The sequence below is a fragment of the Klebsiella sp. CN_Kp073 genome, from assembly GCF_040065495.2.
Lineage (GTDB): Bacteria > Pseudomonadota > Gammaproteobacteria > Enterobacterales > Enterobacteriaceae > Klebsiella > Klebsiella aerogenes.
This window is the reverse complement of the sequence record NZ_CM198051.1, coordinates 4,371,201-4,393,249: the sequence shown is the minus strand read 5'-3', so window position 1 is coordinate 4,393,249 and position 22,049 is coordinate 4,371,201. Positions and strand designations below refer to the sequence as shown.

Here is a 22,049-nt window from a genome sequence, read left to right as displayed (position 1 = left end):
CACCCCGACCCTCTCCCAAAGGGAGAGGGAGAAAGATGACACCGCGCCGGTTGGTTCCTTCTCCCAAAGGGAGTGGGATAAAGGCGACACCGCGCTCGGTCGGTTCCCTCTCCCCGCTGGGGAGAGGGTTAGGGTGAGGGGCGGCCTCTTAGCGTTTTGAACCGTAATAGACTTCATTCCAGCGCAGCGCGTCTTTGAACGACGGCAGGCGGGTATCGTTGTCGATGACGGTCAGCTCAATATCCTGCAGCTCGGCAAACTGGCGCATATCGTCGAGGGTTAGCGCATGGCTGAAGACGGTATGGTGCGCGCCGCCGGCGATGATCCAGGCTTCCGACGCGGTACGCAGATCCGGCTGTGCCTGCCACAGCGCGTTGGCCACCGGCAGCTTCGGCAGATCGTGCGGCGTCGCGACGGTTTCGATGGTGTTGACCAGCAGGCGGAAGCGATCGCCTAAATCAATCAGGCTGGCGACGATCGCCGGGCCGGTTTGGGTGTTGAAGATCAGACGCGCCGGATCGGCCTTACCGCCAATTCCCAGCGGCTGGACGTCGAGGATCGGTTTCTCGGCGGTAGCGATAGTCGGGCACACTTCCAGCATGTGCGAGCCCAGCACCAGATCGTTGCCGTTGTCGAAGTGATAGGTGTAATCCTCCATAAAAGAGGTGCCGCCCTGCAGACCGGTCGACATCACTTTCATGATGCGTAGCAGAGCGGCGGTTTTCCAATCGCCTTCGCCGGCAAAGCCGTAGCCCTGCTGCATCAGGCGCTGTACGGCGAGACCCGGCAGCTGCTTCAGGCCGTGAAGATCTTCAAAGGTGGTGGTAAAGGCGTGGAAACCGCCTTGCTCAAGGAAGCGCTTCATCCCCAGTTCGATGCGCGCGGCGTCCAGTACGTTCTGGCGTTTATCGCCGTGCACCTGCGCCGCTGGCGTCAGGCGGTAGCTGCTTTCATACTCATCGACCAGCGCGTTGATATCGCCGTCGCTGATGCTATTCACCACCTGCACCAGATCGCCGACCGCCCAGGTGTTGACCGAGAAGCCGAACTTAATCTGCGCCGCCACTTTATCGCCATCGGTTACCGCCACTTCGCGCATGTTATCGCCGAAGCGGCACACTTTCAGATGACGGGTATCCTGCTTCGAAACCGCCTGACGCATCCACGCGCCGATGCGCTGGTGCGCTTCTTTATCCTGCCAGTGGCCGGTGACGACGCTGTGCTGCTGGCGCATGCGCGCGCCGATAAAGCCGAATTCGCGGCCGCCGTGCGCGGTCTGGTTGAGGTTCATAAAGTCCATATCAATGCTGTCCCACGGCAGGGAGGCGTTGAATTGGGTATGGAATTGCAGCAGCGGCTTGTTGAGGAGCGTCAGGCCGTTAATCCACATTTTCGCCGGTGAGAAGGTATGCAGCCAGACCACTAATCCGGCGCATTTATCATCGTAGTTGGCGTCGCGGCAAATATGCGTGATTTCATCCGGCGTGGTGCCGAGCGGTTTCAGCACCAGCTTGCACGGCAGTTTTGCTTCCGCATTCAGGCTATTCACCACATGTTCGGCATGTTTCGTCACCTGGCGTAGGGTCTCCTGGCCATACAGGTGCTGGCTGCCAATTACGAACCACACTTCATAGTTATCAAAAATCGTCATTTTCGTATCCTTAATGGGTGAGCGCTGCCGGAGATTGCGGGGCGTTTTCCGCCTTTGCAGCCGAAGGGAGATAGTGTTGTTCCGCGCTAGCCGACCACTGCTGGTAGCGCTGATACAGTTGTTCGAAACGTTGCGCCTGCTGCGCGCGCGGCTGCAGGGTGTTTTCCACCTCGCTTGCCATGTTGCGCTGCGCGGCGGGGATATCCGGATAGACGCCAGCGGCGACGGCGGCGAAGATGGCGGCGCCCAACGCGCAGCACTGATCGGAGGCGACAATCTGCAGCGGGCGGTTCAGGACGTCGCAGCAGGCCTGCATGATGACCTGGTTCTTACGCGCAATGCCGCCGAGCGCCATCACGTTATTGACCGGAATGCCCTGATCGGTGAAGCACTCCATAATGGCGCGGGCGCCGAAGGCGGTGGCGGCAATGAGCCCGCCAAACAGCGCCGGGGCGTCGGTGGCCAGATTTAAATCGGTAATAACGCCTTTCAGCCGCTGGTTGGCGTTCGGCGTGCGGCGGCCGTTGAACCAGTCCAGTACCACCGGCAGGTGATCGAGGGACGGATTATTGGCCCAGGCTTCGGTGAGCGCAGGCAGCAGCTGTTTTTGACTGGCTTTGATTGGCTCGCGCAATTCAGGGTGCTGTTGGGCCAGCTGTTCCAGCGGCCAGCCGAGGATACGGCCAAACCAGGCATAGATATCGCCGAAGGCGGACTGACCGGCCTCCATACCGATGAAATCCGGCACCACGCTGCCGTCCACCTGGCCGCAGATACCTTTCACCGTGCGGTTGCCCACGCTCTGTTTATCGGCGATCAGGATGTCGCAGGTGGAGGTGCCGATAACTTTAACCAATGCGTTAGGCTGTGCGCCGGCGCCGACCGCGCCCATATGGCAATCGAAGGCGCCGCCGGAAATCACCACTGTCTCCGGCAGGCCGAGGCGCTGCGCCCATTCGGCGGTCAGGTTGCCGACGGGGAGATCCGCAGTCCAGGTGTCGCGGAATAGCGGCCAGGCAAGGTGGCGGTTGATAATCGGGTCGAGTTCGTCGAAGAAGCTGGCGGGCGGCAGTCCGCCCCAGCTCTCGTGCCACAACGATTTGTGCCCGGCGCTGCAGCGACCGCGGCGGATATCCTGCGGGCGGGTGGTGCCGGAAAGCAGGGCGGGCACCCAGTCACAAAGCTCAATCCACGATGCCGCGGCCTGCGCGACGGCGCTATCTTCGCGAGTGACGTGGAGGATCTTGGCCCAGAACCATTCGCTGGAGTAGATGCCGCCGATATAGCGCGAGTAATCTTCTTTACCCGGCGTGTGGCACAGGCGGGTGATGGCTTCCGCCTCTTCCACCGCGGTATGGTCTTTCCACAGTACGAACATGGCGTTCGGGTTGTCGGCGAACTCTTCGCGCAGCGCCAGCACGTTACCGTCAGCATCAATCGGCGCCGGGGTTGAACCGGTGCTGTCGACGCCGATACCGACCACCATCGCTCGTTGTTCTGCGCTTAATGCCGCCAGGACGCTTTTTAGCGCCGATTCCATCGATTCAATATAATCGCGCGGGTGATGGCGGAAGCGGTTATTCGGCCCATCGCAGAACAGCCCTTCCTGCCAGCGTGGATACCACTCTACGCTCGCGGCCAGCTCCGCGCCGGTAGCGCATTCCACCGCCAGCGCGCGTACTGAGTCACTACCAAAATCGAGGCCAATCGCAATTGCCATCTTGTTACTCCATGCTGAAATCATTCATGCAGCAACAGTAGATATCCCCGGCCAAATCCGTCAGGCCGTATTCGCTAATCTTATGGACTATATTGCTGTCACCTCGCAAAGTGTGACGCCGTGCAAATATTCGATGTGGACTTTCCTGCCGTATTTATAGACACTTTTGTTATGCGCTGGATCAACGCGAAATGCGTGCTGGTAGCGCTTTTTTCGCTCACTGTGCGGGTTTTTGTCTAAATTCCCACCGGTATCGCAGTCGCAACGGCGCGGATGGCGATAAAATGATGAATATGGACAATTGGTGTCAAAAATACCTCGTGGAGAACGACGCTTATGGCCGAAACGCAAAACGATCCGCTGCTGCCGGGCTATTCCTTTAACGCTCATCTGGTCACCGGCCTGACGCCGATTGAGGCGCAGGGTTATCTCGATTTCTTTATCGACCGCCCGCTGGGCATGAAAGGCTATATTCTCAACCTGACGATCCGCGGCGAGGGGGTGATTAACAACCACGGCGAACAGTTCGTTTGTCGCCCCGGCGATATGCTGCTGTTTCCGCCGGGGGAGATTCATCACTATGGCCGCCATCCCGACGCCAGCGAGTGGTATCACCAGTGGGTCTATTTCCGCCCACGCGCCTACTGGCACGAATGGCTCAACTGGCCGACGATCTTCGCCCAGACCGGTTTCTTCCGCCCGGATGAACAATGGCAAGCGCGGTTTGGCGAGCTCTTCGGGCAGATTGTCGATGCCGGTCAGGGGGCGGGGCGTTATTCCGAACTGCTGGCGATTAACCTGCTGGAACAGTTGCTACTGCGGCGCATGGAGGCGATTAACGAATCGCTGCATCCGCCGCTCGATAACCGGGTGCGCGATGCCTGCCAGTACATCAGCGACCATCTGGCGGACAGCCATTTCGATATCGCCAGCGTCGCCCAGCACGTCTGTCTGTCGCCTTCGCGTCTGTCGCACCTGTTTCGCCAGCAGTTGGGGATAAGCGTACTTGGCTGGCGGGAAGATCAGCGAATTAGCCAGGCCAAACTGCTGTTGAGTACTACCCGGATGCCAATTGCCAGCGTCGGCCGCAACGTTGGCTTCGAAGATCAGCTCTATTTTTCGCGGGTCTTCAAAAAATGTACCGGCGCCAGCCCCAGTGAATTTCGCGCAGGATGTGAATAAAAAGTAAAGAAAGTGAAATGATGACCCGCTTAAATGTCACAGCCAGTAAACTATTAAGACAATTGGTGGCTTGACGACGACGTGACGGCTCCGGAGAATCCGGGCTTCGTTTTTTAACCGGGTACATTATGCAGGCATTGCTGGAACACTTTATCACCCAATCCACGGTCTACTCGTTGATAGCCGTGATGCTGGTGGCATTTCTTGAGTCGCTGGCGCTGGTGGGGCTTATTTTACCCGGCACGGTCATGATGGCTGGCCTGGGGGCGCTCATCGGCAGCGGCGAAGTTAACTTCTGGCAGGCGTGGCTGGCGGGGATTGTCGGCTGCCTGTTGGGAGACTGGATCTCATTCTGGCTCGGCTGGCGCTTTAAAAAGCCGTTACACCGCTGGTCGTTTATGAAAAAAAATCGCGCGCTGCTGGAGAAAACCGAACACGCGCTGCACCAGCACAGCATGGTGACGATTCTGATTGGCCGCTTTGTCGGGCCGACGCGGCCGCTGGTGCCAATGGTCGCCGGGATGCTCGACCTGCCGGTGGCGAAGTTCGTGCTGCCGAATATTATTGGCTGCCTGCTCTGGCCGCCGCTCTATTTCCTCCCCGGTATTCTGGCGGGGGCGGCGATTGATATTCCTGCCGATGAAAACAGCGCCAGCTTTAAGTGGCTGCTGCTGGGCGCGGCGCTGCTGGCGTGGCTGGCGGGTTGGCTGTGCTGGCGACTGTGGCGGAGCGCGAAAACCTCCGGCGATCGCCTGACCCGTTGGTTACCGCGCGGACGCCTGCTGTGGCTGGCGCCGTTGATGGCGGCGCTGGCGGTAGCGGCGCTAACATTTGTTTTTCGCCATCCCCTGATGCCGGTCTACCTTGAGATCCTGCATAAGGTCATTTCGCGCTAATTCCCAACAGCGCCGAGGCGCTGCTGTTGCCGCTTAACAGATCGTCAGTGGCGCCGTCCCAGGCAATGCGCCCTTCGGCCACCACGATGGAGCGAGGCGCAATGCGCGCCGCATCCTCCACGCTGTGCGACACCATCAACAGCGTCAACTGTTGCCGCTGACAGACATCGGCGACCAGCGTCAGCATCTCCTGACGCAGCGCCGGGTCGAGCGCCGAGAAGGGTTCATCAAGCAGCAGCACCGGCTGTTGGCGTATCAGACAGCGGGCCAGCGCCGCTCGCTGCCGCTGACCGCCGGAAAGCTCGCCCGGTAGACGATCCAGCAGCGTATCCATTCCCATCTGCCCGGCTATCGCCGTGACCTGCGCGTGCTGCTCGCGGTTCAGCTTCAGGCCGGGGTGGATGCCTAGGCCAATATTCTGCCGGACGGTGAGATGGTTAAACAGGTTGTGCTCCTGAAACAGCATGGAAACCGGACGCTGCGCCGGCGGCGTGGCGTTATGCTTCTCGCCGTCGATCAGCAGGCTGCCGCTGGCCGGCGGCAGAAAACCGGCGATCAGATTCAGCAGCGTGCTTTTGCCGGCGCCGCTGGGACCGAGCACGGCGATGCGTTCTCCGCGCTCGACGCTGAGCGTAAAGCGCATCGGCAAATGCTGATACAGCCAGGTGACATCATTGAGTTTTAGCATCGCGTCCCGGTAGTTTCTCGATCAAGGTAAAAAGGATAAAGCACAGCAACAGTAGCAGGAGCGCGGTGACCGCGCCGTCCTGGCTGCGATAGGAGCCTATTTGTTGATACAAATAGAAAGGCAGCGTGCGGAAGGATTCATTGCCGAACAGCGCCACCACGCCGAAGTCGCCGATAGACAGCACGCAGGCGAAAGCCAAAGCCTGCGCCAGCGGCCGTTTCAGCGCCCGTAGCTCCACTACCCGCAGCCGGTTAAAACCTTGTAGCCCCAACGACTGACACAAAGCGCCGTAGCGGGCGGCAATATCGCGCATCGGGTTTTCCAGCACCTTCAGGGCATAGGGGATTGCCATCAGCGCGTTGGTAAAGATGACGATGCCGTCGGCGGATTCCGGCAGGCCGACGCTGTTATTGAGCAGCAGGAAAAATCCGGTTGCCAGCACAATCCCCGGCATGGCGAGGATGAGCATGCCGCTGAGCTCCAGCGTCTGCCCGGCCAGCGGCAGATTGCGGGCCCGCAGTTCGCGGCTGCTCCATAGCAGCATCATGGTCAGGATAACGCTAAGCAGACCGGCGGCGAGGGCGATACGCAGCGATGTCCACAGCGCCTGCCATAGCGCGGCTTGGCCGAGCACCTTCGGCAGATTGACGTTGAGGCCATCGACGATTACCGCTAACAGCGGCGGCAGCAACAACAATAGAGCAAGCGCGATCAGCGCGCAATCGCACAGGCGGCTATGCAGACGGTCATCGGGGTCGCGCCAGCCCTGCAGTTGGTTGGCGCCGATCGCCACGGCTTTGCTCAGGCGCTGGCTCAGCAGCACCAGCCCAAGACAGCAGACCATTTGAATAATCGCTAATAGCGCCGCCCGCGCCGGGTCGTAATCAAAGCTTAGCGCCTGATAGATAGCCAGCTCAATGGTGGTGGCCCGCGGCCCGCCGCCAAGTGACAGCACGGTGGCGAAGCTTGCGAAGCACAACATAAAAATCAGCGTAGCCACCGGCAGGATCTGCCGACGCAGCCACGGCCATTCCACCAGCCGGAAGAAGACGAAACCGCGCATGCCGAGCTGTGCGGCGATCTGCCGCTGTTCGCCGGGAATGTTTTCCAGCGCCTGCAGCAGCAGGCGGGTCGCCATCGGCATATTAAAGAACACATGGGCCAACAGGATGCCCTGTAAGCCGTATGGCGAGAAATCCCATTGCCAGCCGAGCGCGTGGAACAGCGCGGCGAGCCAACCCTGGCGGCCATAGACGCTGAGGATGCCGAACACCGCCACCAGAACCGGCAGGATCAACGTCATCGCGCACAGGCGCAGCAGCAGCGTGCGCCCCGGAAAGCGGCGGCGATACAGGGCGCGGGCGAGGAATATCGCCGGCACCACCGAAAATAGCGCCGACAAAAAAGCCTGCCAGAAAGAGAAACGAACGACGTGCCAGAGATAGCTATCGCTGAGGATCGTCTGCCAGGGGGCCTGCGGCGCTTCCAGCCACAGCGCCAGAAACGCCGCCAGCGCCACGATGACCAGTAAGCAGGCCGCCGCGGCGCCGGGGATCAGCCAGCCGAAACTTAGCGGCTGACGGCGCGTTGCCATGAACCGATCCAGTTTTGACGTTCCGCGGTGACCTGCTGCGGGGTGAACTGCAGCGTGGTTTGCGGTTTGGTTAGCGTGTTGAAGCCGGCCGGCAGCACCACCTGAGTTACCGGGTACATCCAGTTGCCGGTGGGGATCGCGTTCTGGAAGCCTGGCGAGACCATAAATTTCAGGAACTTCTCCGCCAGTTCCGGCTGCTTGCTGGCGGCGGTACGCGCGGCGACTTCAACCTGCAGATAGTGGCCTTCGGTAAAGTCCGCCGCGGCGTAATTATCTTTTTTCTCTTCGATGAGGTGATAAGCCGGCGAGGTGGTGTAGCTCAACACCAGGTCGCTTTCGCCTTTCAGGAACAGGCCGTAGGCTTCGCTCCAGCCCTTGGTGACGGTGACGGTTTTGGCCGCCAGCTTCTGCCAGGCTTCCGGCGCCTTATCGCCATACACCTTTTGCATCCACAGCAGCAGGCCGAGCCCCGGCGTACTGGTGCGCGGGTCTTCATAAATCACGCGCCATTTCTGCGGGCTCTCGACCAGCTCTTTCAGGCTTTTCGGCGGGTTTTTCAGCTTGTTTTTGTCATACACGAAGGCGAAGTAGCCGTAGTCGTAAGGCACGAAGGTGTCGTTATCCCAGCCGCCAGGTACAGTGACCGCGCTGCCCGGAACGCCGCTTTTGGCAAACAGTTTGCTCTGCGCCGCGGCTGCCAGCAGATTGTTATCAAGGCCGAGCACGATATCAGCTTTGCTGTTTTTGCCTTCCATTCGCAACCGGTTAAGCAGCGATACGCCATCTTCGAGGGCGACGTATTTCAGCTCGCAGCCGCAGTCGGCCTCGAAGGCCTTTTTCACCGCCGGGCCAGGACCCCAATCGGCGGAGAACGAATCGTAGGTGTAAACGGTCAGGATCGGTTTAGCAAAGACCGGGGCGGCGACCAGCGCCAGCAGGGGAAGCAGTTTTTTCAACACTTTGCACCTCAGTATATGGGGAGGCAAAGGATTTTGAGTAGGCCTCAAATCCCTTCGCCGGCGTTATCCGGATCAGGTTCGACGGGTATTTTCTCAGCCCATACGCTTCATCCTTCAAGCCGCATCTGCGTTAGCTTCGCGCGTTCACCCCAGTCACATAGTTATCTATGTTCCAGGGGATTCACCCGCTTGCTGCCTTGATGCAACTTGAATGATATTGCGTATGTTTATTAGCACCCCGTTGAGAACGGCGATAGTGTAATGATTTTGTTAGTTGACGCAAAGCATTCAGGGCTCCGGCGGGGCGAACCAGGCCGATTTAAAGTCAAACCAGCCGAGGGTGTTCATGCGCACGCCGCGCATACTGCGCTGGCCCTGAATCATCAGCCAGTGGTGGATCAGTGGGACAATATGCTGCTTCTCCAGCAGTTGCTGGCTCCAGGTCGCCGGGTTGAACTCCCCTGCGCGCCAGCGGTTGGCGTCTGCCTCCCAGTCGATGGGAATGCAGTGATGCATCAGCGGCACTTCATATAAATAGGCGAACAGGGAAAAATCGATCGGCAACGTGAAATTGACGCTGTTGAGCCAGATATCGCTCACCGTTTCGCCGCGATGCCAGTCATCGTACTCCAGCTCCTGAATGTTCAGCTTTACCTGATGTTCCGCCAGCAGCGCCCGCATGATCCCGCCAATGACCCGATGTTCCACATGATCGCGGTAGTAGGTGAGGGTGACTGACTCGAGGCCGGCTGGTTTTTCACAGGCATGGCTGCGGGCGTGGTGCCAGCGCGGCAGCAGACCGTAGGCCGGAAACCAGTTGCCTTGATAGTGTTCACCGGCGTGATACAGCAGGTTGGCGGGCTGGAACAGATAACTTAACCAGCGGCGCACGTCATCATTACCGCCCAGCGGGCTGCGGCTATCAAAGAGCAGGTAATAGCACCCCTCTTCCAGGCGGCTCTCTACGGCTTTTTCGCTTTCGGTATTCCCCTGCAGGGTTAAACCGCCGTTGGGTTCTTCGCTAATTTCCGGTAGCACCCAGACGTTAACCTCATCGATTAGCGCCCGGTAGCCGAAGTATTCTTCGAAGGCATGGATTTTCAACTGATTTTGATTATTGCGCGCGACCGCGTAAGGTCCGGTACCGATGGGCATACTGGAAAAATTATCCATCGTGCGCCATTCCTGCGGCAGCACCATTGCCGGGACCTGCCCTAACAGCCAGGGCAGCCAGCGGTCCGGCTGGCTGAGGTGAATATCCAGCGTCCAGGCGGTCGGCGAGACGATGCGCTCAATATGGGAAAATAGCGGCAGTTCGCTGCTGCGCTGTAGCGAAGAGATAACGTCGGCCATCTCCAGCTCGCGGCCATGATGGAAATGAATGCCGGGACGCAGGAAAAAGCGCCAGTGATTAGGCAAAATTTGTTGCCAGTGGTGGGCAATATCGGCCTCCAGTTCCCCATTTTCCTCATTTACCCGCGTCAAAGCGCTAAAAATTTGCCGCGCGATATGGGTCTCCGAACGGCGCAACGCGCTGCCGGGCAGCAGATTTTTCATCGGCCGATAGTAGAGCACGCGCAGGATGTGGCGCCCCTGGCGGAAGCTGCGTCCCAGATGGGAGATCAACATTTGCCTGACCGCCGTTTTATCACCTACCAGTTGTACCAGCTGATCGATGCGATCCTGCTCCAGCAGATCTTCGGCGCGCTGCTGCTGTAGCGCCAGACCGGTATAAAGGAAGGTCAACCTGGAGCGCTTGCCACGCCCGGCTTCAGATTCCCACGCCAGCCAGCCGCGCGCTTCCATCAGATTGAGCAAGGTGCGCATATGGCGGCGCGAACAGCTGAGCATTTCCGCCAGTTCGTTGAGGGTGGTCTGCTGCGACCTGCCATCGCAGCATTGCCACAGGCGGATGAACTGTTGTTGCAGACGGCTGGAAGGCATAAAAGAGGAACTCCTGACGAAAACTCAGCAATTTATGAGTTCCTATATTAAGCCAATAATGAACCTCGATGAAGTAAGGAGATGAATATGACGAGGTCAACCACTAAGCAGTTCTATCAACGGTACTTTTCTGCGACGCAGGGCGCGTCCTGGCTGGCCCGCCAGTTAGCAGGAAGGCAGCAGAAAATGCTGGAGGAATTGATGCAGTGGGGAGTTACGTCGCCGACCTCCGATCGTTGACTTGCCGACATCATGTGTGACTGAGTATTGGTGTTATACTCGCCGTCTTTCAGGCTGCAAGCGCATTGGCTGCAACTCGAAATCTACAGAGTATAGAATCACCCGCCAGCAGATTGCTTCTGCTGGCTTTTTTCGTTTACTTCGCGTGTGTTAAGGATATTTCATGCTGTGGTTGATGACGATGGGGCGACGGTTAAACGGCGTCTACGCCGCCTTTATGCTGGTGGCTTTTATGATGGGCGTGGCCGGGGCGCTGCAGGCGCCGACGCTCAGTCTATTTCTAAGTCGTGAAGTCGGCGCGCAGCCGTTCTGGGTCGGCCTGTTTTATACGGTGAATGCGATTGCCGGTATCCTGGTGAGCCTGGCGCTGGCCAAACGATCCGATAGCCGCGGCGATCGTCGGCGGTTAATTATGTTCTGCTGCCTGATGGCGGTGGGTAACGCGCTGCTGTTCGCTTTCAACCGCCATTATCTGACGCTTATCACCTGTGGCGTCATGCTGGCGTCGGTCGCCAATGCGGCAATGCCGCAGCTGTTTGCTCTTGCCCGCGAATACGCTGATAGCTCTGCTCGCGAAGTGGTGATGTTCAGCTCGGTGATGCGCGCCCAGCTGTCGCTGGCGTGGGTCATTGGCCCGCCGCTGGCTTTTATGCTGGCGTTAAATTATGGCTTTACGACCATGTTTTCCATCGCCGCCGGGATTTTTGTCATCAGCCTGGCGCTGATTGCCTTTAAGCTGCCTTCGGTGGCGCGAGTGACGCAACTGCGGGAAGGCAGCAGCCTGCCGGAACTGGAAGGCGGCTGGCGCGATAAAAACGTCCGCATGCTATTTATCGCCTCAACGCTGATGTGGACCTGCAACACCATGTATATCATCGATATGCCGTTGTGGATCAGTAGCGATCTTGGCCTGCCGGATAGCCTGGCGGGGATACTGATGGGCACGGCCGCCGGTCTTGAAATTCCGGCGATGATCCTGGCCGGCTACTACGTTAAGCGTTGGGGTAAACGCAAAATGATGGTGGCGGCAGTCGCCGCCGGCGTGTTGTTCTATGTGGGGCTGATTATGTTCCATGGCCGCACGGCGCTGCTGGCGCTGCAGCTATTCAACGCCATCTTTATTGGTATCATCGCGGGGATCGGCATGTTGTGGTTCCAGGACCTGATGCCGGGGCGCGCCGGGGCGGCGACCACGCTGTTTACCAACAGTATCTCCACCGGGGTTATTCTGGCCGGGGTGATTCAGGGGGCGCTGTCGCAAAGCTATGGTCACGCCAGCGTCTACTGGACAATCGCGGCGATTTCGCTGCTGACGCTGTTTTTGACCAGCCGGGTGAAAGATATTTAAGTCAATCTCCCGCGCCGGCCATGCTGGCCCGGCGCGGAGAGAGCGTTACTTCAGTACGATTCGCTTGATGTCGCCGATGATAAAGATGTAGGCAATTACCCCGATCAGGGCGGTCACTCCAACGTAAATGAGGGCGTAAAAGAAGTTACCGGTGGCTGATATAATCACGCCAATGATGAGTGGCGCGATAATTGATGCCAGGTTGGCGCAGAAATTAAATATACCGCCGGTCAACCCAGCCATATTATCTGGGGCAATATCAGATATTAACGTCCAGCCCAGACCAACCATTCCCTGACCAAAGAAAGCGATCGACATAATAATAATTACCGTCGAATTCGCGCTCACCCAATTGGCGGCGATAATGCAACTGGAAAGCAATAATCCAGAAATTATTGGAAGTTTTCGGCTTATATTGGCTGAGCCCGTACGCTTAAGTAGCCTATCGGAAAGCCAGCCGCCGAAGATGATGCCAACCGCGGCGGCCAGGAATGGCCAGGTGGCGAAAAAGCCCACGTGAAGCCACGGCAAGTGGCGTTCGTTGGCCAGATAAGTAGGGAACCAGGTAAGGAAAAAGACCAGCGTAGTGTTACCAGCAAACTGCCCCAGACTGGCGCCGATAATTTGCCGACAGCAGAGTAATCGTTTGGCATCACGCCAGTTAAATGGAATGTTTTCACTCTTATTGGCAACCTGGTCGGCGCCAATATAATCCAGTTCTGCTTTATTTGCCGTTTTCGATTCATGCGGCTCATGATAAAAACGCCACCATACGAAAGTGAATAAAATTCCTAGCCCGCCGGTTAGAAAAAATAAGGTGCGCCAGCCATGATGTTCCAGGATTAAAAATAACAATGGCGAGAAGGCGGCTAACCCAATATATTCGCCTACTGTATAGGTAGCGGTGGCTCTGGCCCGTTCATGCTGGGGGAACCATTTGCTGACGATGCGGCTATTGGCCGGAAAGCAGGGTGCCTCGCTGACGCCTAGCCCCAGACGCAGAAGGAGCAATGATTTCAGCCCCAGCGAGAAGCTTTGCAGCAGGGTAAACAGCGACCAAAAGAAGATGGACAGGGCGTAGGTCAATTTATTACCGAAACGGTCTAAAAACATGCCGCCAGGAATTTGCGCCAGCGCATAAGTCCAGGCAAAAGCGGAAAAAACAATGCCCATCATCGCCGGGTCGATATGGATTTCAGTGGTTAATTTTGGAGCAACGATTCCAAGAATGGTACGATCGAGATAATTAATCATCGTACCCAGCGATAAGAGCGATAAAATAAAAATACGCGTTCTGCTTCTTTTTAGCGCGCCGGGCGATGACGCCAGGCTACCCTGAGAGTCAGGTATACACATATAGATTTCCTTTAAAGTTTAAAATATTTTTGCATGTATTAATGCATGCAGAAATACTCTAATGATTCATAGACTGTGTCTATGAATGGCAACGCCTTGTTACGCACAAAAGAAAATATCAAATAATATTTGATGGGAATCTGATATTGGCTCGTTGTAGCGTATTATCCACCTGCCGCATGGTATATTAGGCGCAGTGGTTTTATTCTTATATTATACGGACAAAAATAATGAACCTGAAGCAACTTTATTATTTTAAGCGATTGAGCGAGACGGAACATTACACCGAGGCGGCATCCAGCCTGTTCATCACTCAACCCTCGTTAAGCCACGCCATATCTGAGCTGGAGAAGGAGTTGGGTGTGGCGCTGTTCGCCAGAAAAGGCCGCAACGTCAAAATTACGCAAAGCGGTAAACGTTTTTTACCCTATGTGGAAGATGCGCTCGCTTCTTTAGAGAATGGGCGCCTGACGCTGCAAAACAATGATAGTGAAAAGAAAGAGAATATTCGTATCGCCTTTATTTATACGATGGGTGAATTTGTTGTTCCGCAGTTAATTAATAAATACACTAATTCACCATCCAGTCACAAGGTGACTTTTTCCTTCACGCAAGGCACTTCACTTTCGTTATTACAAGCATTAAAGGCAGGAAAAACCGATCTGGCGATTTGCTCATATATTGCCGATGAACCAGACATCGATTTTATTCCCATCATTCAGCAGGAGCTGGTGGTGGTGACGGCGAAAGATCACCCGCTTGCCCGATTGTATGAAAATGAGGTCGATTTGGTTGAGACGATTCACTATCCCTATATCTACTTCTCAGAAAACAGCGGTCTGCGGCCTTTTATTGATAATGTCTTCATGCAGCAAAAACTGGTGCCGGATATCGCCTGCTACGTCGATGAAGATACCGCGATGGCGGGGTTAGTTAGCATCGATTATGGCATTGCGATTATGCCGAGGATCTCCGCGCTGGCAAATTATAACGTGCACATTCTGAAAATAAAAAATGAGATTCCCCCTCGTTATATCTACCTGGCAACGATGAAGGAAAGGGTACTTTCCTCAGCGATTCAATCATTTAAAAACGTCATTATTAATGATAGCCAGAGAATCAACTGAGTAAGCGCCCGGAGACTGGCTCCGGGCGGCATGGTTATCAGGACAGTATGTCCATCAGCTCACGCAGCTTTGCAATGGCAATCTGGCCCGGCGCGGAGGCCTGGCCGACGGTGCCAAAGGTCATCGCTGAACCGAACAAGCGACCGGTTACCCGGCTCACGCCGCCGGATTTGCCCATCGACATGGTGATCAGCGGGCGCGTCGCATATTTCTCTTTCATGGTCAGCGTGGCGGAAAGCAGAGTGAGTACGTCCTGAGGCGACTGCGGCATCACCGCGATCTTCGGCAGATCGGCACCCAGATCCTGCATTCGACGCAGGCGATAGATAATATCTTCCTGTGCCGGCGTTTTATGGAAATCATGGTTGCTCATGATCACTTTTACGCCGGCCTGATGGGCGTCGTTCACCAGCGCGCGAATTTGCGCTTCATCGTTAAACAGCTCGATGTCGATAACATCGGCGAATCCGCTTAGCGCCGCCTGGCGGTTAAGTTCAAAGTACGCTTCGTCACTGATTTCCGTTTCGCCGCCTTCTTTCTTACTGCGGAAGGTGAACAGCAGCGGCAGAGCTTTCAGCGTATGGCGGATTTCCGCCAGCGCGGCCAGCACCTGGGGGATTTCCCGGACGTGGGTAAAATGGTCAACGCGCCATTCGATAATATCAGCGCCGGCGTCAACCAGGCCCTGAGCATTAGTCAGCAGCTCATCCAGCGTTTTTCCGATCAGCGGTACGCAAATTAAGGTTTCGCCTTCCTTGAAGGTGATGTTCTTTACGGTTACTGCAGTTGTCATGTAGGTATCCATTATTGTTGTCGTTGAACCTCAGGCGGTGACGGTGGTGCGGGACACTCTTTGCGCCGCGCGCGCCTGAAGTTGACGATAGCCGATGTACAGGGCGATCACAAAGCCGATGACGGCGATCAGGAAATCAAACCACATAATGCTGGCAATGCTAATCTGCGAAAGCCTGGCGGTGATAAGCGGGATCGTGAAGCTCGCGATGCTGCCAGCGGTGTAGAAGATCCCCGTCGCCTTGCCTTTGCCATTCGGAAAGCTCATCGCCATGATGGTCGCTCCCAACTGCAGTACCCCGCCGGCAGCGGCAAAGCCGATGACGAAGGCGAAGCCGGTCACCATCACCGGTGTCGGGAACAGGCACACTAACAGCAGCGAGACCATCGACAGACAGGTATAGATGATCATGGCCACCGCTGAGCTGAACACCTCTTTGACAAAGGCGGCGGTCACGAAGACGCAGACCAGCGAACCGACGGTGTAGATGCTCAGCAGCTTGATCGCCGAGGCATAAGGCATGCCGACCACGAACTGACCATATTGCGCCAGCCATTGACTGACCAGGTAAAAGGTTGCCATGCCGATATAGCCGTACAGGGTAAAGACAACCATATCCAGTTTGTTGGCTTGCGGCTTAGCGGAAGCTTCTGTCTGCGCCGTTGGAGTCTCTTCCTTTTTGGCCGCCTGGCTGTCGGGGAACGGCATCTTGAGCAGATAAATTGCGCTCAGTACAAACAGAGCCGCCGCGATCACAAACGACCAACCGAACCACAGATTCGCCCATATCAGCAGGCTGATAATGAACGGCAGCAGGAACTGCCCTGCGGAAACGAAGGCTTTGATGAGTACGTTAGCGCGGCTGGCGGAGTGCGGGAACGACTCCATCAGCGCCGGATAGGTTCCGGAGTCGAGGAAGCTGTTCGCCAGACCGGCCATGATGCCAAACACGTAGGCCAGATAGATATTTTTGGTCAGCAGAATGCCGACGAAAAAGATCAGGTAGCTGAGGATCCCAAGATAGATAAAGGGCTTACGACCAAAGCGATCCGACAAAAAGCCGGTCACGATCGTCGCCAGCTTACCGATACCTAATGAGGAGATAACGATCGATACGCCAGCGGCGTCTGTTCCCCACTGTTCCTGAAGATGGGCCATGTTGAGGGTGATTAAAAGCACCCCCATGCCGTGGATCAGGTAGTTGAGATACAGCCCTGCCGCAGTAGGGATGTATTTGTTTTTCATCTCTTGCCTCTTAGAACAGAATGCTCTTGACGTAGTCAACCGGCATCTCTTTGCCCGTCCAAATTTCGAACGCGCGCGCGCCTTGCCACAGCATCATTCCCAGGCCGTTGAGGGTCCGGCAGCCTTTTTTCTCCGCCACTTCCAGCAGATGGGTTTTACGCGGGTTATAGACGACGTCGGAGACAATCAGGTCCGGGCGCAGGAAGCTGTCGTTTGGCAGCAGCATCTGGCCTTCGAATGGTTTCATACCGACGCCGGTGGCGTTGGTGAGGATCACGCTGCTGTCGATTTCGGCGTGCAGCTTGTCATGATCGTCGAGATCGAAGAGATGGATCTCGCAGTCGGTGTTGTCGCGGATCTTGGCGACGGTCTGCTCGGCATTGGCGAAGAACTTGTCTTTACGGTTGAAGATCGAGATGGCCTTCACGCCGTCGAGCGCGGCCTGTACGCTGATGGCGGTAGCCGCGCCGCCTGCGCCGAGGATGGTCATCTTCTTGCCAATGATATCGATACCGGCTTCTGACAGCGCGCGCATATAGCCGGTGCCGTCGGTAATGTGGCCGGTTAACACGCCATTATCGTTGACGACGGTATTGACCGCGCCGACCAGCTGCGCCGCCGGCGAAAGCTTGTCGAGATACTGGCAAATTTCGGTTTTATTCGGCATCGAGACGTTGTAACCACGCAGTTTTAGCGCGCGGAAACCCTGCACGACATCTTTTAGCTCCTGGTTATCGACCTCGAACGCCAGGTAGGCGTAATCGAGGCCAAGATGGGCAAAGGCTTCGTTGTGCATGGTCGGCGACATGCTGTGACGAATCGGGGTAGCGATTAGGCCAATCAGTTCGGTATGACCGGTAAGACGTTCTGCCATGATTAATATCCTCAATATGTTAAAAATGGAATCTGTTGCGCTTCGCGATTGCCGAGTACGCCCATGTCTTCGAGTATCTCCAGCACGTTGCGGCCTTCGCGCACGCCGTCGATAATTCTCCGGGCCGACAGGCTGTCGCCGATATTCATGATTTTTACGTTGTTGGCGGCGGCCCACTGGGCGATATCGTCGAGACCTGCGCGGTTGGCGCGCATTCCCAGGCATACAAAGCCATAGTCGAAGGGAATGTCGAACGTGCCGTTGACGGTATTAACGGTGAAATGGTCTGGAGCGACGGCGGTTAATCGGGTCTGCATGTGTTGCTCCACCTGGTGTTCTTCCAGCATGGTCAACATCGCGTTTTTGGTAATAATGTCGAGGTCCTGTCCCGGCGCGTCCTGCATTTCAATCAGCACCGTCTCGGCGCCGCGCGCTGAGAAGTATTCAATGACGTCCAGGCCGACGGCGCCGCCGCCAACCACGACGATGCGTTTACCTGCGGCATCGGCAAAGGCGTCAAGGTGTTCAATCATGCCGGTTATTGAAAACAGGCGGCCACCTTCGGCGTCAATGTTCTCGCGCAGGCCTTCGATAGGCGGCAGCAGAGGAACCGAGCCGGTGGCGTTGACGATGAGCTGTGGATGCAGCGCGGCGACTGAAGCGACATCGGCGCGTTTACCGACCTGCAGCATCAGATTACTGAGCCCGGAAAGGCGGTTTTTCATAAACTGCGGGAAATCGGCGATGCGCTTTTTCTCCGGCAGCAGCGCAATGGTGCTGGCCAGTCCGCCGACGTGGCTTTTCTCTTCCAGCAGCCAGGTGTTACAGCCGACTTCCGCGGCGGTGCAGGCGGCTTCCATTCCTGCAGTGCCGGCGCCGATTACCACAACGTTGGTTTCGCGCGAAACACGCTGCTGCTTGTAAGCGTCGCCGTGGATGATGTCCGGGTTGATCGAGCAGCGCAGCGGACGAGAACGGGCGATGCGGTGATCCGCGCAGCCGATATTGCAGGAGATGCATTTACGCATCAGACGCTCATTGCCGCTTTGTACTTTCTGTACCCATTCAGGCTCGGCAATCAAACCACGACCAATGGCGATCAGATCGGCATCGCCGCTGGCGAGGATATCTTCGGCGATTTTTGGCGAACGAATGTTGCCGGCGATGACCGTCGGCTTATGGAATTTATCGCGTACCGCGCGAGAGAGGTAGCGCTTCCAGCCGTCTTCCAGCGACATCTGGTCGATTTGTAAATTCAGGTTATCGTTCTGCGCGGCAGAGACGTTAATAATGTCGACCTTATCCTGGCACAGCTCGAGGATGCGCAGCGAATCTTCCAGCGTGTTGCCGCCCTTTAAGAAATCGTCGGCGCTGATGCGCAGGCTTATCGGGAAACGTGGTCCAACGCAGGCGCGAACCTTATCGATAATCAGGCTTAATATGCGGGTGCGGTTTTCGATACTGCCGCCGAATTCGTCGGTACGTTTATTAAATAGCGGCGACAAAAACTGGCTAATTAAATAGGAATGGCCGCCATGAATTTCTACGCAGTCAAAACCGGCGCGGCGTACGCGCTCAGCGGCGTCGCCAAATTTGTCTACCGCGTGATAAATTTCCTCGTGAGTCATTGGCCGCGGAATATTACCGTGCTTTTTCGACGGCGTGCTGGATGCCGAAAGCGGCGTCTGCCCATTCAGGCGATAAGCATAAGCCGAAGCGCCCGCGTGATTCAGCTGAATCGCTACGCAGGCGCCGTGTTTATGGAGGGTTTCGGTTAATTTAAACAGGCGCGGAATATATTGATCGTTATCGATACGTAACTGCGTCGTGCCATTGGAGGCGAAGGGAAAATCAATGCAGATATTTTCCACGGTAATGAGCCCGGTGCCGCCTTTCGCCCGCAGTTCGTAGTATTCAAGCTGCTCCTGCGAGACTTCGCCATTCAGAGTGGCCATATTGGTACCCATCGGCGGCATGATAATGCGATTTTTTATGGTCATCCCGTTGATGGTTAGCGGGCTGAATAGATGAGGATAGTGGCTCATTTAGGCTCTCCACAAGAACGGCAGGCGGCCCACGATGTGAGGCAGGCGACGTGACGTATCTAAAGTTAATATTTCTCTGTCAGGAAAGATAACGAGCCGGGGAGGGGAAAAATAATGCTTTTTTTTGTGCTGAGCTATAGGGGTTTTCTATGGAGTTAACTGTTAATTCACATATTAGGCGGTTTGTTTTAAATACTTCTGCTGATTATTTACTTGTCATTGTGGATATAAACAAAAATAGCCCGCTTACGCCGGTATAAATGCATGATAAAGGACGGGAAGAATAAATTTATCTATAAATTATACGTAGTCATGTGCGCCAGAGAGGAGCACAAAGAGAAAGCCCGGCTTGCTCGCCGGGCTTAAAGGTTAGTTCATAAAGGCGGGCTGTTGACGCTCGTAGGCGGAAATCGCCTCTTCATGCTGCAGCGTCAGGCCGATGCTATCCAGACCGTTGAGCATGCAGTGGCGGCGGAAGTCGTCGATTTTAAAGCTGTAGGTTTTATCCCCGGCTTTAACCACCTGCGCTTCAAGATCTACTTCAAAGCTGATGCCCGGGCTCGCCTGTACCAGCTTGAACAGCTCGTCCACCTGCTCATCGCTGAGCGTCACCGGCAGCAGTTGGTTATTAAAGCTGTTGCCGTAAAAGATATCGGCAAAGCTTGGCGCAATCACCACTTTGAAACCGTAATCGGTCAACGCCCACGGCGCGTGCTCGCGCGAGGAGCCGCAGCCGAAGTTTTCACGCGCCAGCAGGATAGACGCCCCTTTATATTGCGGGAAGTTCAGCACGAACTCCGGGTTCGGTTGCTGCCCCTGGTCGTCGAGGAAACGCCAGTCGTTAAACAGGTGCGCGCCAAAGCCGGTACGCGTCACTTTCTGCAGGAACTGCTTAGGAATGATCGCATCGGTATCGACGTTTGCGGCATCCAGCGGAACCACCAGGCCAGTATGTTGGGTAAATTTCTCTGCCATGATGGTCTCCTTATTTCAAGTTACGGATATCGGCGAAATGGCCGGTCACCGCTGCCGCCGCGGCCATCGCCGGGCTGACTAAATGGGTGCGTCCACCGCGGCCTTGACGGCCTTCAAAGTTACGGTTGCTGGTAGAGGCGCAACGTTCGCCGGGATTCAGGCGGTCGTTGTTCATCGCCAGGCACATGGAGCAGCCCGGTAAGCGCCATTCAAAACCGGCGTCGATGAAAATCTTATCCAGACCTTCGGCTTCCGCCTGCGCTTTCACCGGGCCGGAGCCGGGAACCACCAGCGCCTGTACGCCCGGCGCCACTTTACGCCCTTTGGCGATTTCCGCCGCCGCGCGTAAATCTTCGATTCGCGAGTTAGTGCAGGAACCGATAAAGACTTTATCGATCGCGACCTCGGTCAACGGCACGCCGGATTTCAGCCCCATATAGGTCAGCGCTTTCTCGGCGCTGGCGCGTTCGACCGGATCGCTGAACGATGCCGGATCCGGGATAATATCGGTGACCGAGATGACCTGGCCTGGATTGGTGCCCCAGGTAACCTGCGGCGCAATCTCTTCCGCCTGCAGCGTGACTACGGTATCGAAGGTGGCGTCATCGTCGGTTTTCAGCGTTTTCCAGTATTCCACCGCGTCGGCGAAATCCTGGCCCTTCGGCGCGTGCAGGCGGCCCTGCACGTAATTGAAGGTCGTCTCGTCCGGTGCGACCAGACCCGCTTTGGCGCCCATTTCGATTGCCATATTGCACAGGGTCATACGGCCTTCCATGCTCAGGTCGCGAATGGCTTCGCCGCAGAATTCGACCACGTGACCGGTACCGCCGGCGCTACCGGTTTTGCCGATGATCGCCAGCACAATGTCTTTGGCGGTAATGCCCGGCGCCGCTTTGCCACGAACCTCGATTTTCATGGTCTTCGCGCGACCCTGTTTCAGGGTCTGGGTTGCCAAGACGTGTTCCACTTCGGATGTGCCGATACCGAACGCCAGCGCGCCGAATGCGCCGTGTGTGGCGGTATGGGAATCGCCGCACACGATGGTCATCCCCGGCAGGGTGACGCCCTGTTCCGGGCCCATGACGTGTACGATGCCCTGGAACGGGTGATTTAAGTCATACAGCTCAACGCCAAACTCTTTGCAGTTCTTAATCAGCTCCTGCATCTGAATACGGGCCATTTCGCCGGAGGCGTTGATATCTTTGGTCTGCGTTGAGACGTTGTGATCCATGGTGGCGAACGTTTTGCCCGGCTGGCGCACCGGACGACCGTGCGCGCGCAGGCCGTCAAACGCCTGCGGAGAGGTGACTTCGTGCACCAGATGGCGGTCAATATACAGCAGCGGGGTTTCGTTCTGCGCTTCGTATACCACATGCGCATCAAACAATTTTTCGTATAACGTCTTCGCCATG

Annotated in this window: 18 protein-coding genes; 5 read left to right on the top strand and 13 right to left on the bottom strand. The window is 56.5% G+C overall.

What is annotated here, in order from left to right:
- Positions 1-148: 148 nt before the first annotated feature.
- The gene (gene araA, locus ABLV66_RS21200) at positions 149-1,651 is read right to left on the bottom strand and encodes an L-arabinose isomerase (RefSeq protein WP_015368279.1); all 1,503 of its coding nucleotides are present in this window, start codon (positions 1,649-1,651) and stop codon (positions 149-151) included.
- Positions 1,652-1,661: 10 nt separating this feature from the next.
- Positions 1,662-3,371, bottom strand: a complete 1,710-nt coding sequence (araB, locus tag ABLV66_RS21195; protein ID WP_063447206.1) for a ribulokinase — start codon at positions 3,369-3,371, stop codon at positions 1,662-1,664.
- Positions 3,372-3,707: 336 nt separating this feature from the next.
- Between araB and araC the strand changes: the two genes are divergently transcribed.
- Both araC and ABLV66_RS21185 read left to right on the top strand, forming a co-directional pair.
- A complete protein-coding gene (araC, locus tag ABLV66_RS21190; protein WP_045389966.1) occupies positions 3,708-4,553 on the top strand; it encodes an arabinose operon transcriptional regulator AraC in 846 nt (281 codons plus the stop codon).
- A gap of 128 nt (positions 4,554-4,681) precedes the next feature.
- Entirely contained in the window at positions 4,682-5,449 is a 768-nt protein-coding gene (locus ABLV66_RS21185) for a DedA family protein (RefSeq protein WP_047042724.1), read from the top strand.
- Here the strand turns inward: ABLV66_RS21185 and thiQ are convergent.
- The 4 genes from thiQ to sgrR form a co-directional block, all read right to left on the bottom strand.
- The gene (gene thiQ, locus ABLV66_RS21180; protein WP_047065227.1) at positions 5,436-6,137 is read right to left on the bottom strand and encodes a thiamine ABC transporter ATP-binding protein ThiQ; all 702 of its coding nucleotides are present in this window, start codon (positions 6,135-6,137) and stop codon (positions 5,436-5,438) included. The genes ABLV66_RS21185 and thiQ overlap by 14 nt on opposite strands.
- On the bottom strand, positions 6,121-7,731 hold the full coding sequence (gene thiP, locus ABLV66_RS21175; RefSeq protein WP_047042718.1) for a thiamine/thiamine pyrophosphate ABC transporter permease ThiP: 1,611 nt from the start codon (positions 7,729-7,731) through the stop codon (positions 6,121-6,123). The genes thiQ and thiP overlap by 17 nt, the downstream gene beginning before the upstream one ends.
- The gene (thiB, locus tag ABLV66_RS21170; RefSeq protein WP_348876877.1) at positions 7,707-8,690 is read right to left on the bottom strand and encodes a thiamine ABC transporter substrate binding subunit; all 984 of its coding nucleotides are present in this window, start codon (positions 8,688-8,690) and stop codon (positions 7,707-7,709) included. The genes thiP and thiB overlap by 25 nt, the downstream gene beginning before the upstream one ends.
- Positions 8,691-8,978: 288 nt before the next feature.
- Positions 8,979-10,634: an HTH-type transcriptional regulator SgrR gene (sgrR, locus tag ABLV66_RS21165; protein ID WP_289576187.1), complete on the bottom strand. Its 1,656-nt coding sequence runs from the start codon at positions 10,632-10,634 to the stop codon at positions 8,979-8,981.
- Positions 10,635-10,721: 87 nt separating this feature from the next.
- On the opposite strand from sgrR, the gene sgrT reads away from it, so the two are divergent.
- The gene (gene sgrT / locus ABLV66_RS21160; protein WP_015704385.1) at positions 10,722-10,874 is read left to right on the top strand and encodes a glucose uptake inhibitor SgrT; all 153 of its coding nucleotides are present in this window, start codon (positions 10,722-10,724) and stop codon (positions 10,872-10,874) included.
- A gap of 163 nt (positions 10,875-11,037) precedes the next feature.
- On the top strand, positions 11,038-12,222 hold the full coding sequence (locus ABLV66_RS21155) for a sugar efflux transporter (protein WP_047042711.1): 1,185 nt from the start codon (positions 11,038-11,040) through the stop codon (positions 12,220-12,222).
- Positions 12,223-12,267: 45 nt separating this feature from the next.
- Here ABLV66_RS21155 and ABLV66_RS21150 read toward each other — a convergent pair whose 3' ends face one another.
- Positions 12,268-13,578 (bottom strand): MFS transporter, encoded by a 1,311-nt coding sequence (locus tag ABLV66_RS21150; protein ID WP_047042710.1) that lies wholly within the window; start codon positions 13,576-13,578, stop codon positions 12,268-12,270.
- A gap of 230 nt (positions 13,579-13,808) precedes the next feature.
- On the opposite strand from ABLV66_RS21150, the gene ABLV66_RS21145 reads away from it, so the two are divergent.
- Entirely contained in the window at positions 13,809-14,705 is an 897-nt protein-coding gene (locus ABLV66_RS21145) for a LysR family transcriptional regulator (RefSeq protein ID WP_045389984.1), read from the top strand.
- A gap of 37 nt (positions 14,706-14,742) precedes the next feature.
- Here the strand turns inward: ABLV66_RS21145 and aroD are convergent, their stop codons facing one another.
- The 6 genes from aroD to leuC form a co-directional block, all read right to left on the bottom strand.
- Complete coding sequence (aroD, locus tag ABLV66_RS21140; RefSeq protein WP_045389987.1) at positions 14,743-15,498, bottom strand: type I 3-dehydroquinate dehydratase; 756 nt, start codon at positions 15,496-15,498, stop codon at positions 14,743-14,745.
- A gap of 30 nt (positions 15,499-15,528) precedes the next feature.
- Complete coding sequence (locus tag ABLV66_RS21135) at positions 15,529-16,743, bottom strand: MFS transporter (protein WP_047078143.1); 1,215 nt, start codon at positions 16,741-16,743, stop codon at positions 15,529-15,531.
- A gap of 10 nt (positions 16,744-16,753) precedes the next feature.
- Positions 16,754-17,617, bottom strand: a complete 864-nt coding sequence (locus ABLV66_RS21130; protein WP_047042700.1) for a shikimate dehydrogenase — start codon at positions 17,615-17,617, stop codon at positions 16,754-16,756.
- 11 nt (positions 17,618-17,628) lie between these two features.
- Complete coding sequence (locus tag ABLV66_RS21125) at positions 17,629-19,662, bottom strand: oxidoreductase (RefSeq protein WP_063413976.1); 2,034 nt, start codon at positions 19,660-19,662, stop codon at positions 17,629-17,631.
- 369 nt (positions 19,663-20,031) lie between these two features.
- Positions 20,032-20,637: a 3-isopropylmalate dehydratase small subunit gene (gene leuD / locus ABLV66_RS21120; protein ID WP_045389996.1), complete on the bottom strand. Its 606-nt coding sequence runs from the start codon at positions 20,635-20,637 to the stop codon at positions 20,032-20,034.
- A 10-nt stretch (positions 20,638-20,647) separates the two neighbouring features.
- On the bottom strand, positions 20,648-22,048 hold the full coding sequence (leuC, locus tag ABLV66_RS21115; protein WP_047078141.1) for a 3-isopropylmalate dehydratase large subunit: 1,401 nt from the start codon (positions 22,046-22,048) through the stop codon (positions 20,648-20,650).
- Between the last annotated feature and the right edge of the window lies 1 nt (position 22,049).

Bases quoted from the DNA above. Each gene is read 5' to 3' on its own strand.
- araA (WP_015368279.1), bottom strand. From the start codon at position 1,651: ATGACGATTTTTGATAACTATGAAGTGTGGTTCGTAATTGGCAGCCAG.
- araB (WP_063447206.1), bottom strand. From the start codon at position 3,371: ATGGCAATTGCGATTGGCCTCGATTTTGGTAGTGACTCAGTACGCGCG.
- araC (WP_045389966.1), top strand. From the start codon at position 3,708: ATGGCCGAAACGCAAAACGATCCGCTGCTGCCGGGCTATTCCTTTAAC.
- ABLV66_RS21185 (WP_047042724.1), top strand. From the start codon at position 4,682: ATGCAGGCATTGCTGGAACACTTTATCACCCAATCCACGGTCTACTCG.
- thiQ (WP_047065227.1), bottom strand. From the start codon at position 6,137: ATGCTAAAACTCAATGATGTCACCTGGCTGTATCAGCATTTGCCGATG.
- thiP (WP_047042718.1), bottom strand. From the start codon at position 7,731: ATGGCAACGCGCCGTCAGCCGCTAAGTTTCGGCTGGCTGATCCCCGGC.
- sgrR (WP_289576187.1), bottom strand. From the start codon at position 10,634: ATGCCTTCCAGCCGTCTGCAACAACAGTTCATCCGCCTGTGGCAATGC.
- sgrT (WP_015704385.1), top strand. From the start codon at position 10,722: ATGACGAGGTCAACCACTAAGCAGTTCTATCAACGGTACTTTTCTGCG.
- ABLV66_RS21155 (WP_047042711.1), top strand. From the start codon at position 11,038: ATGCTGTGGTTGATGACGATGGGGCGACGGTTAAACGGCGTCTACGCC.
- ABLV66_RS21150 (WP_047042710.1), bottom strand. From the start codon at position 13,578: ATGTGTATACCTGACTCTCAGGGTAGCCTGGCGTCATCGCCCGGCGCG.
- ABLV66_RS21145 (WP_045389984.1), top strand. From the start codon at position 13,809: ATGAACCTGAAGCAACTTTATTATTTTAAGCGATTGAGCGAGACGGAA.
- aroD (WP_045389987.1), bottom strand. From the start codon at position 15,498: ATGACAACTGCAGTAACCGTAAAGAACATCACCTTCAAGGAAGGCGAA.
- ABLV66_RS21135 (WP_047078143.1), bottom strand. From the start codon at position 16,743: ATGAAAAACAAATACATCCCTACTGCGGCAGGGCTGTATCTCAACTAC.
- ABLV66_RS21130 (WP_047042700.1), bottom strand. From the start codon at position 17,617: ATGGCAGAACGTCTTACCGGTCATACCGAACTGATTGGCCTAATCGCT.
- ABLV66_RS21125 (WP_063413976.1), bottom strand. From the start codon at position 19,662: ATGAGCCACTATCCTCATCTATTCAGCCCGCTAACCATCAACGGGATG.
- leuD (WP_045389996.1), bottom strand. From the start codon at position 20,637: ATGGCAGAGAAATTTACCCAACATACTGGCCTGGTGGTTCCGCTGGAT.
- leuC (WP_047078141.1), bottom strand. From the start codon at position 22,048: ATGGCGAAGACGTTATACGAAAAATTGTTTGATGCGCATGTGGTATAC.